We start from the raw sequence: 14,533 nt of genomic DNA, 5'->3' as shown, positions 1-14,533 counted from the left end.
GCTGCGGTTGGAGTTGGGAAAGCGTCGTGCGCCGGTCCTTAGAGGACCGATATAGCCCGGTCGGTGGGAGCCACCGGCGCGGGAAGAATAGTGCTGCCCATGAGGTACTTGTCGACGGCGGCAGCGCAGGCGCGGCCTTCGGCGATAGCCCAGACAATCAAGGACTGCCCGCGGCCGGCATCGCCTGCCACGAAGACGCCCTCGGTGTTGGTCATGTAGTACCCATCCCGGGCCACGTTGCCGCGGCCGTCGAATTCTGCGCTGACCTGTTCGGTAATACCGGCAGGTTCCGCACCCGTGAAGCCGAGCGAGAGGAGTACCAGATCGGCCGGAATGATGCGTTCCGTGCCGGCCTTCGGGAGCCGCTTGCCGTCCACGAACTCGGTCTCGGCAACCTTGACTCCGGTGAGCTTGCCGTTTTCGCCGACAAACTCAACGGTCGAGGCAAGGTAGGTGCGTTCGCCGCCCTCTTCGTGTGCGCTGGCAACCTCGAAGAGGGTGGGGAACGTCGGCCACGGCTGGTGCGAGGCGCGCTCAAGCGGTGGCTGCTTGCCGATCGCGAGGGTGGTGACGGACGCGGCACCATGCCGGTGGGATGTGCCGATGCAGTCTGCACCGGTATCGCCACCGCCAAGGATGACAACGTGCTTGCCGCGGGCGTCAATGTGGTTCTCAGGGGTTTCACCGGCAACCACGCGGTTGGCGGGCACCAGGTAATCCATGGCGAAATGGATGCCTTCGAGTTCGCGGCCCGGGATGGGAAGGTCGCGCGGAACGGTAGCGCCAGTGGCGATCACCACGGAGTCGTAACGGCGGCGCAACTGCTCCCACGTCACGTCGCTTCCGACCGCCACACCCGTGCGGAAGCGGGTGCCCTCGGCCTTCATCTGCTCGACGCGGCGGTCGACCTGTTCCTTCTCCATCTTGAAGTCGGGGATGCCGTAGCGCAGCAATCCCCCGATTTTGTCGTCGCGTTCGTAGACGGCCACTGTGTGTCCAACGCGCGTCAGCTGCTGTGCGACCGCAAGCCCTGCGGGGCCCGAGCCGACGACGGCGACTGTCTTACCGGAGAGACGCGTCGGCGGAAGCGGTTGTACCCAGCCGTTTTCGAAGGCGTCGTCGATGATCGAAACTTCAACCTGCTTGATTGTCACAGCGGGCTGGTTGATGCCCAGGACACAGGATGCTTCACACGGCGCGGGACACAAGCGGCCCGTGAACTCCGGGAAGTTGTTAGTGGCGTGCAAGCGTTCAATCGCTTCCTCGCCCTTTCCGCGCCAGGTAAGGTCGTTCCACTCGGGGATGAGGTTCCCCAGCGGGCAGCCCTGGTGGCAGAACGGAACGCCGCAGTCCATGCAGCGGCCCGCCTGGCTCTTGAGCACGCCCTTGTCCTGGGCTTCGTAGACTTCCTTCCAGTCCATGATGCGGACCGGAACAGGACGGCGTGGCTGCGTCTCGCGCTGCCGGACTTTCAGAAATCCGCGTGGATCAGCCACCGGTTACCTCCAGGATTCGAGACCATACTTCTTCACCATCGGGATCAAGGCCCTCTTCAATGGCGTCGAGACGGGTTTGCAGGACTGCGGCGTAGTCGCGCGGCAGCACTTTGGTGATGCGGGCGGCTGTGTCATCGAAGTTTTCGAGCAAGCGGCCTGCGAGGACGGATTCGGTTTCTTCCAGGTGCTTGACCAGGAGGCCCTGGACGATGGTGCGGTCCTCGTCGTCAAGCTCAAGTAGCTGCAGCTCGCCGGAATCCAAGGCCTGCTTGTTGACCCGGGCATGCTGGAGGTCCAGCACGTAGGCGGTACCACCGGACATGCCGGCACCGAAGTTGCGGCCGGTACGGCCGATGATCAGCGTCTGGCCGCCGGTCATGTACTCGCAACCATGGTCACCGATGCCTTCGACGACGGCGGTGGCACCCGAGTTGCGTACCAGGAAGCGTTCGCCCACCTGGCCACGCAGGAACATTTCGCCGCTCGTGGCGCCGTAGCCGATCACGTTGCCGGCGATGACGTTGCGTTCCGCCTGGAAAACGTTGGTGCGGTCCGGGCGGACGATGATGCGTCCACCAGAGAGGCCCTTGCCGACGTAGTCGTTGGAGTCGCCGAACATGCGAAGGGTGATGCCGGCCGGAAGGAAGGCGCCCAGCGACTGCCCGGCGGTCCCCTTCAGCGTGATGTCGATCGTGTCGGTGGCGAGCACGTCGATGCCGAACGTCTTGGTCACGACGTGCCCCAGCATGGTGCCCACGGAACGGTCCGTGTTGATGACGTCGACGGCGATCTTCACCGGCGTGCGGTCGCTCAAAGCCTCGGCGGCCATGCCGATGAGGCGCTGGTCGAAGTGCTTGTCGAGCTCGTGGTTCTGGCCGGTGAGGTTCCGCAGGGGAACGTCGTCGTCGAACTCGAGGCCGTGCAGGATCGGGTCGAGGTCGAGTCCCTCGGCCTTCCAGTGGTCGATCGCTTCGCGGGTGTCAAGGGCCTCAGAGTGGCCGATGGCCTCTTCGAGGCTGCGGAAACCAAGCTCGGCAAGCAGTTCACGGACTTCCTCGGCAAGGAATTCGAAGAAGTTGACCACGAATTCGGGCTTGCCGTTGAAGCGCGAACGAAGCTCCGGGTTCTGGGTTGCGACGCCCACCGGGCAGGTATCGAGGTGGCAGACGCGCATCATGATGCAGCCGGAAACCACGAGGGGCGCGGTTGCGAAGCCGTACTCCTCGGCACCCAGCAGCGCAGCGATGACGACGTCGCGGCCCGTCTTGAGCTGGCCGTCCACCTGGACCACGACGCGGTCGCGGAGCCCGTTGAGCATGAGCGTCTGCTGGGTCTCGGCGAGGCCGAGCTCCCACGGGACACCCGCATGCTTGAGCGAGTTCAGCGGCGAGGCGCCGGTTCCGCCGTCGTGCCCTGAGACGAGCACGACGTCGGCCTTCGCCTTAGTGACGCCGGACGCCACCGTGCCGATCCCGACTTCGGAAACAAGCTTCACGTGCACGCGTGCCGAGGGGTTGGCCCGCTTGGCGTCGTAGATGAGCTGCGCGAGGTCCTCGATCGAGTAGATGTCGTGGTGCGGGGGCGGGGAAATGAGCCCTACGCCGGGGGTTGAGTGCCGGGTCCGGGCTACCCAGGGGTAGACCTTCTGCGCCATCAACTGGCCGCCTTCACCGGGCTTGGCGCCCTGGGCCATCTTGATCTGGATGTCTTCGGCGTTGGTCAGGTAGAGGCTGGTCACGCCGAAACGACCGGAGGCAATCTGCTTGATGGCGGAGCGGCGCTCCGGGTCCAGCAGGCGGTCCACGTCTTCGCCGCCTTCACCGGTGTTGGACTTGGCGCCCAGCCGGTTCATGGCGATTGCGAGCGTTTCGTGGGCTTCCTTGGAGATGGAGCCGTAGCTCATCGCTCCGGTGGAGAAGCGCTTCACGATGCTGGAAACCGGTTCGACTTCTTCAAGCGCCACTGCCGGGCGCAGGCTGTCCTTGAACTTCAAGAGCCCGCGGAGGGTCATGAGGTTCTCGGACTGGTCGTCAATTCCCTTGGTGTAGGACTTGAAGATGTCATAGCGGCGTTCCCGCGTGGCGTGCTGCAGGCGGAAGACAGTCTCCGGGTTGAACAAGTGCGGTTCACCGTCGCGGCGCCACTGGTATTCGCCGCCACCGAGCAGCGGACGGTGCGGCAGCTCGATGCCGCCTTCCGGGTACGCCATCTGGTGGCGTGCGGAAACTTCGGCGGCGATGACGTCCAGGCCGACGCCACCCAACTGGGAGTGGGTACCGGAGAAGAATTCGTCCACGAGGTCCTGGGACAGGCCCAGCGCTTCGAAAGTCTGGGCGCCGGTGTACGAGGCCACCGTGGAAATACCCATCTTGGACATGATCTTCAAGACACCCTTGCCGAGGCCCTTGATGAGGTTGTAGACGCCGTCTTCCGGAGTCACACCAACTACCTCGCCCGTGCTGATGAGCTGTTCCACGGATTCCATGGCCAGGTACGGGTTCACGGCGGAAGCGCCGAAGCCCACCAGGACTGCCACGTGGTGCGTTTCGCGGACGTCGCCGGCCTCGACCACCAGGGCGGTCTTGGTGCGGTTGGCGCTGCGGAGCAAGTGGTGGTGTACCGCGCTGACGAGCAGCAGCGACGGGATCGGGGCCCACTGCGCGTTGGAGTCGCGGTCGGACAGCACGATGTACTGCACACCGCGGTTGATCGCGCCGGAAACCTGCTCGCAGATTTCGGTCAGGCGGCTCCGAAGCGCCGCTTCGCCACCCTCCGGACGGTAGAGTCCGCGAACCTTCATGGCGACCTTGTCGCCGTCGGCGTTCTCGATGTTGGCGATCTTGGCGAGCTGATCGTTGTTGATCACCGGGAACGGCAGGGAGATCTGCGGCTGGCGGACCTGCCCGACGTCGAGAAGGTTGCCGTTGGGACCGATGGCGCACTTCAGCGAGGTGACCAGCTCTTCGCGGATCGCGTCCAGGGGCGGGTTGGTGACCTGGGCGAAAGACTGCACGAAGTAGTCGAACAGCAAGCGCGGGCGCTTGGACAGCACGGCAACCGGGGTGTCGGAGCCCATGGCGCCGAGCGGTTCGGCCCCGGTGCGGGCCATCGGCCCCAGGAGGATCTTCAATTCCTCGGTGGTGTAGCCGAAAGTCCGCTGGCGGATGTTCACGGACGCAGCCGTGTGCAGCACGTGCTCGCGCTCGGGAAGCTCATTGAGGTCGATCAGGTTGTCCTTGACCCATTCAGCCCAGGGGTTGGCTGCGGCCACCTCGGCCTTGACCTCGGCGTCGTCGATGATGCGGCCGGCTTCGGTGTCCACCAGGAACATCTTGCCCGGCGAAACACGGCCCTTCTTGACTACCTTGGCTGGCTCGACCTCGATCACACCGACTTCGGAGGCGAAGATGATCAGGCCGTCTTCGGTGATCCAGTAACGGCCAGGGCGCAGGCCATTGCGGTCAAGGGTCGCACCAACAAGGTTGCCGTCGGTGAAGGACACTGCCGCGGGACCGTCCCACGGCTCCATGAGCAGTGAGTGGTACTCGTAGAAGGCGCGGCGGGCCGGATCCATCGTGGCGTGGTTTTCCCACGCCTCGGGGATCATCATCATGATGGAGTGCGTGATGGGCCGCCCGGAAAGCCAGAGCAGCTCGGCAACCTCATCGAAGGACGCGGAGTCCGAGGCACCCGGCGTGCAGATGGGGTACAACTCCTCCGGGGAATCGCCCAGCAGCGGGTTCGCGAGCTGCGACTGGCGCGCCCGCATCCAGTTCCGGTTGCCCTTGACGGTGTTGATTTCACCGTTGTGGGCGATGGTGCGGAACGGCTGGGCGAGCGGCCACGACGGGAACGTGTTCGTGGAGAAGCGCGAGTGCACGATCGCCAGCTTGGTCTTGAAGCGCTTGTCCGAGAGATCCGGGTAGAACGGCTCCAGCTGGGCGGTGGTCAGCATGCCCTTGTACACGATGGTGCGCGAGGACAGAGACGGGAAGTACACGCCGAACTTGTTCTGGGCACGCTTGCGGACACGCCAGGCCCGGGAGTCCAGCTCGTTCCGGTCCAGCACCTCCCCCGTGGCGGACGCGAGGAAAGGCTGTGCGAAGTAAGGCATGCAGGCACGGGCCATGGCGCCGACCAGGTCCCCGACCACCGGCACTTCACGCCAGCCAAGAACCGTCAGGCCCTCATCTGTTGCAAGCGCCTCGATGCCGGCCTTTGCGGTCTCGGCTTCGCGGGTTTCGGCCGGCAGGAAGGCAGTACCCACCACGTACTGGCCGGGTGCGGGGAGTTCGAACTCAGTGACAGCCCGGAAGAACTCGTCCGGAACCTGCATGAGGAGCCCGGCGCCGTCGCCCGTGCCTTCGTCGGCGCCCACGGCGCCCCGGTGTTCAAGGTTGCGCAGGGCAGTCAGGGCCGCTTCCACGATGTCATAGCCGGGTTCACCACGCAGTGTGGCGATAATGGCCAGGCCGCAAGCGTCCTTCTCCTGCTCAGGGTTGTAGAGTCCCTGGGCTTCCGGGAGCGCAGCGAAACGCTTGAAGGGCGAGATGGCACCCTGCGGTTCGACTGTTTCGGACCAGCTTGGGTTATGAAGATGGGTCATTGAAGACGTCCTTCCTCGAGATCGTGCGAATGGAAGGGACAACGTTGGCCCCACCTTGCCTGCCGTGTGACGGGCATAACAAAGCGCTAGTTACTTGAAATTGTAGGTCAGCAGGCAACACGCAACGAACAGTTACGCATGTCCCTGACCCAAGCTTGACCGCGGAGCCTCTGTGTGCTGCCGGGCGACTGCCAAGTGTGCCACGACGCTGTGGCCGGGGGCCTCTGGGCGGTAGCCCGGTTCCCCTGTGCCGTAGCGCTGGCTACTTGGTGCTGCCAGCTTCCGGCCCGGATCCGGGGGCGCTGCTGGCGGAGGTTTCGGTGGACGCGGAGCCGGAATCCGACGTGACGCCGGCATGTGACTCCTCGGCCGTTTCCGTTGGCTCAGCAGTATGGCCCAGATCGCTTTGGTTATTCCGGAGATTACCACGAGCACCGGTATCTGAGACAGATCCGTCCGTATCTTGGCCCTTCGTATCGGTCACAATTGTGCTGTTCGTCTCATCAGCAGCAGCCGTCTCATCGTCCCCGGCACTTGGGTCAACGGCGGCGGGCTCATCCGTTTCGGCGGTCACCGCAGCGGGTTCCCTGCCAGGAAGGTACGCCGTGTCCGGCTCCGGCCTGCCGCGCAGGCTCAGGGCGATGAAGATGATGAGGGCCGCGACGAAGACGAAGATGCTGGTCCATACGTTGAGCCGTGTGGTGATGCCGAAGAGGTTGATCTGTTCCGCGTCGTCAATCCGCAACGCTTCGATCCAGACGCGACCAAGCGTGTAGTAGATGGCGTACAGCCAGAAGAGCCTGCCGCGGCGGAAATGGAAGCGGCGGTCCAGCACAATGAGGACCACGACGCCGATGATGTTCCAGAGGGATTCGTAAAGGAACGTCGGGTGGAACAGCGTGTCACTAGGCATTCCGGCCGGAAAATTGGGGCTGTTGGGGTCAATTTGGAGGCCCCACGGCAACGTGGTGGGTCCGCCGAAGAGTTCCTGGTTGAACCAGTTTCCCCAACGTCCGATCGCTTGTGCCAGCAGCAGCCCGGGGGCTGCAGCGTCGAGGAAGGCTGTGAGCTTGACGCCGGAGCGGCGGCAGCCAAGCCAAGCACCGACAACGCCGAGAACCACGGCACCCCAGATGCCCAGGCCACCCCGCCAGATCTGCGGGATCAGGGAGAGGTCGCCGGTGCCGTTGAAGCCCGGGCCGAAGTACGCGTCCGGTGAGGAGATCACGTGGTAAAGGCGGCCGCCCACAATGCCGAAGGGGATCGCCCAGATGGCGATGTCCCACAGGCTGCCTTCGGGGGTGCCGCGACGCTTCCAGCGCACGGCGGTGAGCCACAGGCCCACGATGATGCCCAGGAGAATGCACAGGGCGTACGCGTGAATGCGGAGAGTCCCCCACGGCAGCGGAATATCAAATCCGGACCATGAGGGGCTCGGAATGCTCATGGGAGCCATTGCCGCAACGTGGAGGAGACTCTGCATTGTCTACGCTTTTCCTTTTCTAGGCCTGCGCTGTGTTTTGGGCTGGTGCCGTGTTTTGGGCTGGCGCTGCTGCGCGGCCGAGGCCCGCACTGAGGTTCTTGGTGAGTTGAGCGACGGCGTCAACGCCGCCGTCGCGGATGGCTGCAACCAACGCGGTACCGACGATCACACCGTCGGCGTATGCCGCAATCTCGCGGACATGGTCCGCGGTGGAGACTCCGAGCCCGACGCACACTCGTTCGGCGCCGGCCGCATGGGTGTCGGCCACGACCTTCTCCGCGGCGCTGCTGACGGACTGCCGGGCGCCGGTGACGCCCATGATGGAGACGGCGTAGACGAAGCCGCGGCTCGCCTCCACTGTCATGGCCAGGCGTTCCGGCGTGGACGAGGGTGCCACGAGGAAGACCCGGTCGAGCCCGTACTTGTCGGATGCCGCAAACCATTCGGCGGCCTCGTCAGGAATGAGGTCCGGCGTAATGAGTCCGGCTCCCCCGGCCTCGGCCAGCCTGCGTGAGAACTCGTCGACGCCCATACGCATGACAGGGTTCCAGTAGGTCATGACCAGCACGGCGGCGTCGGTGGCCGCGGTGATGCCCGCTACTACGTCGAAGACGCTGGCGACGCGGAAACCGTTGGCGATTGCCTCCGTGGTCGCAGCCTGGATGACAGCGCCGTCCATGACGGGGTCCGAATACGGGATGCCGATTTCAATGAGGTCCGCGCCATTGCGGGCCATGGCGATACCGGCGTCGATGCTCGACTGAACGTCGGGGTAGCCTGCCGGCAGGTATCCGATCAACGCGGCCCGGCCTTGGGCCTTCGCACGGTCGATCGCGGCCGCGGACTTGCTGGTCATCTGCTCAGTCATCAGTTCTGGTCCTCGCTTGCGTCTTCAGTGCTGATCTCAAGGTTGCTGCGTTCGGACGGGCCCTTGGGCTTGCGCGTGGAGAGCGTGGTGCCCTTGACGTTGCCGTCTTCATCCAACATGTCGAACCATGCCGCGGCCGTTTCCACGTCCTTGTCACCGCGCCCGGACAGGTTCACGATGATGATCGTGTCGGCCGGGTTTTCCTTGCCCGCGGTGAGCTGCTTGCCCACCTTGATGGCACCGGCGAGGGCGTGCGAGGACTCGATGGCCGGGATGATGCCCTCCGTCCGGCAAAGCAAGCGGAACGCGTCCATGGCCTCGGTGTCCGTGATCGGCTCATACGTGACGCGGCCGATGTCCGCGAGGTAGGAGTGCTCCGGACCGACGCTCGGGTAGTCCAAGCCTGCGGAAATCGAGTGTGACTCGATGGTCTGGCCGTCTTCGTCCTGCATGAGGTAGGACCGGGCACCATGAAGCACTCCGGGACGTCCGAGCGTGATGGCAGCCGCGTGACGCCCGGTTTCGACGCCGTCGCCGCCGGCTTCAAAGCCGTAGATCTTCACGGACGCATCGTCCAGGAAGCTGTGGAAAAGGCCGATGGCATTGGAACCGCCGCCGATGCAGGCACAGATAGCGTCCGGAAGTTTGCCGGTCTGCTCCAGGATCTGGGCGCGGGCTTCCTCACCGATAACCTCGTGGAAGAAGCGCACCATCGCCGGGAACGGGTGTGCCCCAGCCGCGGTGCCCAACAGGTAGTGGGTGTTGTCCACGTTGGAAACCCAGTCGCGGAGGGCGTCGTTGATAGCGTCCTTGAGCGTCTGTGATCCGTTGGTCACGGGAACTACGGTGGCACCCAGGAGCTGCATGCGGGCCACGTTGAGTGCTTGGCGGCGGCAATCCTCGGCGCCCATGTAGACGACGCACTCGAGTCCAAGCAGGGCTGCGGCGGTGGCGCTGGCAACGCCGTGCTGGCCGGCGCCGGTTTCGGCGATGACACGGGTCTTGCCCATGCGCTTCGCGAGCAAAGCCTGGCCGAGGACGTTGTTGATCTTGTGGGATCCGGTGTGGTTCAGGTCTTCGCGCTTGAGGAAGATGCGCGCCCCGCCGGCGTGCTCAGAGAAACGCTTGGCCTCCGTGAGCAGCGACGGACGGCCCGAGTAGTTCTTGTTGAGGTCCTTCAGTTGGGCAAGGAACCCGGGATCGGCTTTGGCTTTCTCGAACGTGTCCTCGACTTCATCCAGGGCGGCGATGAGGGACTCAGGCATCCAGCGTCCACCGTATGAGCCGAAGTACGGTCCTGCGGCGTTGCGGAGCGAGGCTCCACCTTGTAGGAATGCGTCGGCCACATTCTCTTGCGAGTTGGCTGTTGATGCGTCCACCATCAGTCTCACCGTCCTGTTCAGTTGGTAGTTGAGTTTTTCCAGGAGTCACATGACAGCAAGCAGCCGCGTTGTCTGCCGCCGTCCGGGTCCACGCCGCGAATCAGGCCCGTCTCAGGTCCTGACGGCGATGGCGGCAGCTCCGGCCGCCTTGAATTCACTGATCCGCTCGCGCGGGGTGGAGTCGCTCACAAGGGCTTCGCCCACAAGGATTGCGTGGGCACCGTTACCGGCGTAGTGCGCGACGTCGTCGGCGTTCCGCACACCGGACTCGGCCACCACAACCGCTCCCGCTGGAATGCTTCCGGCGAGCGAGGCAAACAGAGAGCGGTCGACGTCGAGCGTCTTGAGGTTGCGCACGTTTACCCCGATGATCCGTGCCTGTGCTGCGGCCGCACGCTCGATTTCCTCGGGCGTGTGGGTTTCCACCAAGACGTTCATGCCAAGCTCGTGGCTCAACGCACTGAATTCGCGCAGCTGTGCATCCGAAAGCGCCGCGACGATCAGCAGGATGAGGTCCGCACCATGGGCACGGGCTTCCCAGATCTGGTATTCGTCAACCGTGAAGTCCTTGCGCAGCAACGGAATGTCGACGGCGGCACGGACCGCGTCGAGGTCCGCCAGGGACCCGTTGAAGCGCCTCTGTTCGGTAAGGACGCTGATCACGGAGGCGCCGCCGTCGGCGTATTGCACTGCAAGTGCCGCGGGATCGACGATGCTCGCGAGATCGCCTTTGGAGGGGCTGCGGCGCTTGATTTCCGCGATGACCTTCAGTTCGTCGCGGCTGGCTGACGGACCGCCCAAGGCAGCCCACGCGTCCAGCGCAGGCGCCGTGGCCGCGGCGCGCTCTTTCAGCTCGTCAAGGCCAACAAGGCGGCGACGGGCCTCCATGTCCTCCCTGACACCGACGATGATGTCATCAAGAACGGTCACAGTCAGTGGCCGGCGTTCTTCAGCTTGCTGCCGTCGACGCCGTAGCCGGCCTTGCGCATGGCCCAGCCGGCGATCAGGCCGGCGAACATGACAACGATGCCCGCGATGAAAATGGGGGTGCTGGCAATAACAAAGGCGATAGAGGACACCAGGGCCCCTACCAGCATGACAATCACGCAGGTCCACGCGGCCGGGCTGTTGCCGTGGCCGATGGCGTCGCTGTGGCTCGCAGCGGTCACAGGGGCGTTGCTCGCGGACACAGTGGTTTTGCTCATGTGAAAATCTCCTCAGGATGAATACTGCTTACATTCTGCCATTTATTGACCGCACCCGGGACATCGTTCGACGTCCGGACAGTCGAGTCTTACGTGGGGTCTTCTCCGCGCGAGAGGCTGTCCCAGCTATCGATCTCGTCGACGGGTCCGGAACCCGCGCGGGCTGCCCGGCTGGCGACGTCGTACTTGGTGCGCGCCTTCCAGCGCCGGCCCGCGAGCGGCAGCAGGCCACCGCACAAAGCCAGCAGGCCGGCAGCCACGACGGCGAGTACCGGGAACATTGTGGACGATGCCGCCGCCTGCCCGCCCGAAATGCCGGTGGTCGCCGCAATGGTTCCTTGCGCCGCACCAAGGGGGTCAGCCAGGACCGTCACCGCGGCAATAATGATGCCTGCCGAGGCAAGCACAATGATGGTTGCAATGATCCAGCGCGAAACCTTGCCCGCAATGGACGATGCCAGTCCTCCGGCAAGGGCGACGATCGCGAGTGCGGTAACCGCGGTTGCCGCCTTGCTCCCCTGAACGTGGAGATCGGCATTCGCTGCGGCAGCGGGATCGAGCCGGACATTGATCCAGGTCTGCGTGGTAGTCCCGAACACGGCGAGGGCGAGAATTGCCATGGCGAGCACGACGTTGCCCTTCCGTGCCCACACGGGAGGCTTTGTGGTGGCCGACTGAGGGCGGGCAGCGCTCACGGTGCGGTGTTCCCGTCGACGACTGTTTCCGCGGAAACGGCGTCCGGGGAAATGTGGTGGAGCGATCCGGCGGTGTGCACGGCACGCAGAGGGGCAGCCGCCTTGTTCACGGTCTCCAGCGCTTCGGAAGGCTTGTGGGAATCGGCCACGATGCCGCCGCCCGCCTGGACATAGGCCCGGCCCTCACGCAACAGTGCCGAACGGATGGCGATCGCCATGTCCATGTCGCCCGCGAAGTCCAGGTAACCCACCACGCCGCCGTAGATGCCACGCCGGTGCGGTTCGAGTTCGTCCAGAAGGCGCAGTGCGCGCGGCTTCGGGGCACCCGAAAGCGTGCCGGCGGGGAAGGTCGCCTTGAGCACGTCGTAGGCCTTCGCCCCGGGCGCCAACTCTCCGACCACCGTGGACACCAGGTGCATGATGTGGCTGAACCGTTCGACCTCCATGAACTGCGTGACGTCCACGGTTCCCGCCACGCAGACCTTGGAGAGGTCGTTCCGGGACAAGTCCACGAGCATCAGGTGTTCGGCGCGTTCCTTCTGGTCCGCGAGCAACTCGGTGGCCAGCGCCTTGTCGGCTTCAACGGTCTTGCCGCGGGGCCGCGAACCGGCAATCGGGTGGGTGATGACTTCATTGCCCGTCACGGTCACCAGGGCCTCGGGAGAGGATCCGACAATCGTGTATTCACGGCCGTCGGGATCTTCGAGGCTGAAGAGATACATGTACGGACTCGGGTTGGTGTTGCGCAGCACGCGGTAAACATCCAGCGGGTCCGCGGCACACTCCATTTCAAAGCGTCGCGAAATGACCACCTGGAAGACCTCGCCGTCGACGATCGCTTCCTTGCCGCGATCGATCGCGTTCAGGTACTCCTGCTCATCCCAGCGTTCCTGGACGCTGGACGCGAAGTCGAGGGCTTCGGACTGCAACACCGATACGGGCTGCTTCACGGGTGTGCTGATCTGATCCAGCAGTCGCTTCACCCGGGCGACGGCGTCGTGCCAGGCTTCGTCGACGCGTTCGGAACTGTTGTCGAAATTGATCGCGTTGGCAATCAACAGCACGGTGCCGTCCATGTTGTCGTGGACAGCCATGTCCGTAACAAGGTTCAGGGCCAGTTCCGGCAGGTGGAGGTCATCCTCCGGGGGGCTGGTGAGCTTCTCCCAGTGCCGGACGGTTTCCCATCCGAGGAAGCCGACAAGGCCGGAAGTGAACGGAGGAAGGTCCGGGAAGCGGTCGGTCTGCAAGGCCGCAATGGTGTCGCGGACGGCGTCGACGGGGCTGCCGTCTACGGGCACGCCGACGGGAGGCTCGCCGATCCAGTGCGCCTGGCCGTCCTTGCTGGTCAAGGTGGCACGTGAACGGGAACCGATGAAGGAATAGCGTGACCATGCTCCGCCGACGGCTGCCGACTCCAGGAGGAAGGTGCCGGGCTGGCCTTGGGCCAGCTTGCGGTAGAGCCCGATGGGAGTCTCGGCGTCGGCTAGTACCCTGAGCCGGACCGGGATGACCCGGCTGTGTGCGGCGAGTTCGCGGAACTCCTCCAGGCCCGGGCTGATGATTCCAAGGTCCTGCATGGTTTGTGTTCTCCGACTCTTCTTGTGTGCTTGCCTCAGTGGATGGTGTGTGGTGGGCTAGTCCCGCTCGCCGGTCACGGCGGCGAGGCTCCGGTCATCGAAGCATGTGCGCGTACCGGTGTGGCAGGCCGCGCCGACTTGGTCGACGCGGACCAGGAGGGCGTCGCCGTCGCAGTCCAAGGCCACCGATTTGACGAACTGCACGTGCCCGGAAGTGTCTCCCTTGCGCCAATATTCCTGGCGGGAGCGGGAGAAGAACGTCACGCGTCCGCTGGTCAGGGTCCGGTGCAAAGCTTCATCGTCCATCCAGCCAAGCATCAGCACTTCGTCGGTGTCGAACTGCTGGATGATCGCTGCCACAAGGCCGGCAGAATCGCGCTTCAGCGCGGCGGCCAGCTCTTGCGGGAGTGGACTTACGGGCGCGACGACGGCCTCCGCGGCGAACGCGGCAGCGGGCGTGGCTGGGGGTGTTGACTGCTCAGACATCAGATCAAGTCTAGTGCCTCATGTGGAGCCGAAATTCAGCGGCGGTTCCACTGCGCAACAGAGCGCGTCTCGTGCTAGTTTCACAAGTGATGCATTTCGTCGATCCCTCCCGCGAAGTACTGGCCGAAACCCTCCTGGCGGCCGGACCTGACTCCCCCACGCTCTGCGAAGGGTGGCTGACCAGGGACCTCGCCGCCCACCTGTACTTGCGTGAGCGTAAAGCGGCAGTCGGCATCGGATTGCTCGTCAAGAGCCTCGCCCGGGCCTCGGACAAAGCCACGGCCAAACTGGCCTCCAAGCTCAAGACCACGGAAGATTACGCCGAACTGGTGAACACCTTCCGCTCAGGGCCGCCTGCCTTGTCTCCCCTGAAGATCAAGGCGCTCGACGAGTCCTCCAACCTCATTGAATATTTCGTGCACACGGAAGACATCCGCCGGGCCGGAGACCGTTGGGCTCCGCGGGCCCTGGACGAGGAATACTCGGACGCCCTGTGGGATGAATTGATCAAGCGCGCTGCCATTCTCTACCGCGGCGTGGACCTCGGGATCGTGTTGGTTCGCCCCACCGGTCCCCGCCATGTTGCCAAGCGGGCTCCCGTATCCGTCGCCATCGTTGGCGAGCCCGGTGAACTCCTGATGCACGCCCACGGCCGCACGCATCACGCGCTGGTCACCTTCGAAGGCCAGCCGGACGCCGTCGCCCTGCTCCAGTCAGCCGAAGTCGGCCTCTGAC

The 14,533-nt window shown here is 64.5% G+C and carries 11 protein-coding genes; 1 reads left to right on the top strand and 10 read right to left on the bottom strand.

All coding sequences use genetic code 11. From position 1 onward, the window contains the following. Positions 1-38: 38 nt before the first annotated feature. From NFJ07_RS07490 to hisI, 10 genes are all read right to left on the bottom strand, one after another. Positions 39-1,496 carry a glutamate synthase subunit beta gene (locus NFJ07_RS07490; RefSeq protein ID WP_269993484.1) on the bottom strand — a complete coding sequence of 486 codons (1,458 nt, stop codon included), beginning with the start codon at positions 1,494-1,496 and terminating at the stop codon, positions 39-41. After that, on the bottom strand, positions 1,489-6,102 hold the full coding sequence (gene gltB / locus NFJ07_RS07485; protein ID WP_269993483.1) for a glutamate synthase large subunit: 4,614 nt from the start codon (positions 6,100-6,102) through the stop codon (positions 1,489-1,491). Before gltB ends, NFJ07_RS07490 begins: the two co-directional genes overlap by 8 nt. Before the next feature lie 262 nt (positions 6,103-6,364). After that, entirely contained in the window at positions 6,365-7,585 is a 1,221-nt protein-coding gene (lgt, locus tag NFJ07_RS07480; RefSeq protein ID WP_269993482.1) for a prolipoprotein diacylglyceryl transferase, read from the bottom strand. A gap of 19 nt (positions 7,586-7,604) precedes the next feature. Beyond that, on the bottom strand, positions 7,605-8,453 hold the full coding sequence (trpA, locus tag NFJ07_RS07475; RefSeq protein ID WP_269993481.1) for a tryptophan synthase subunit alpha: 849 nt from the start codon (positions 8,451-8,453) through the stop codon (positions 7,605-7,607). Further along, positions 8,453-9,835 carry a tryptophan synthase subunit beta gene (gene trpB / locus NFJ07_RS07470; RefSeq protein WP_269993480.1) on the bottom strand — a complete coding sequence of 461 codons (1,383 nt, stop codon included), beginning with the start codon at positions 9,833-9,835 and terminating at the stop codon, positions 8,453-8,455. The genes trpA and trpB overlap by 1 nt, the downstream gene beginning before the upstream one ends. A 111-nt stretch (positions 9,836-9,946) precedes the next feature. Continuing rightward, complete coding sequence (gene trpC, locus NFJ07_RS07465; RefSeq protein ID WP_269993479.1) at positions 9,947-10,765, bottom strand: indole-3-glycerol phosphate synthase TrpC; 819 nt, start codon at positions 10,763-10,765, stop codon at positions 9,947-9,949. A 2-nt stretch (positions 10,766-10,767) separates the two neighbouring features. Beyond that, positions 10,768-11,040: an HGxxPAAW family protein gene (locus NFJ07_RS07460; protein ID WP_269993478.1), complete on the bottom strand. Its 273-nt coding sequence runs from the start codon at positions 11,038-11,040 to the stop codon at positions 10,768-10,770. Positions 11,041-11,129: 89 nt separating this feature from the next. Further along, complete coding sequence (locus tag NFJ07_RS07455) at positions 11,130-11,660, bottom strand: Trp biosynthesis-associated membrane protein (protein WP_442865313.1); 531 nt, start codon at positions 11,658-11,660, stop codon at positions 11,130-11,132. 71 nt (positions 11,661-11,731) lie between these two features. Beyond that, complete coding sequence (locus NFJ07_RS07450; RefSeq protein WP_269993476.1) at positions 11,732-13,312, bottom strand: anthranilate synthase component I; 1,581 nt, start codon at positions 13,310-13,312, stop codon at positions 11,732-11,734. Between the two features lie 57 nt (positions 13,313-13,369). Next, positions 13,370-13,798 carry a phosphoribosyl-AMP cyclohydrolase gene (hisI, locus tag NFJ07_RS07445; RefSeq protein ID WP_269993475.1) on the bottom strand — a complete coding sequence of 143 codons (429 nt, stop codon included), beginning with the start codon at positions 13,796-13,798 and terminating at the stop codon, positions 13,370-13,372. Positions 13,799-13,887: 89 nt separating this feature from the next. On the opposite strand from hisI, the gene NFJ07_RS07440 reads away from it, so the two are divergent. Next, on the top strand, positions 13,888-14,532 hold the full coding sequence (locus NFJ07_RS07440; RefSeq protein WP_269993474.1) for a TIGR03085 family metal-binding protein: 645 nt from the start codon (positions 13,888-13,890) through the stop codon (positions 14,530-14,532). The last annotated feature ends 1 nt before the right edge of the window (position 14,533 follow it).

It is taken from the genome of Arthrobacter sp. B2a2-09, from assembly GCF_027587375.1.
Lineage (GTDB): Bacteria > Actinomycetota > Actinomycetes > Actinomycetales > Micrococcaceae > Arthrobacter.
Note: the sequence above shows the minus strand (reverse complement) of the source record. Positions and strands in the feature narration are given on the sequence as shown.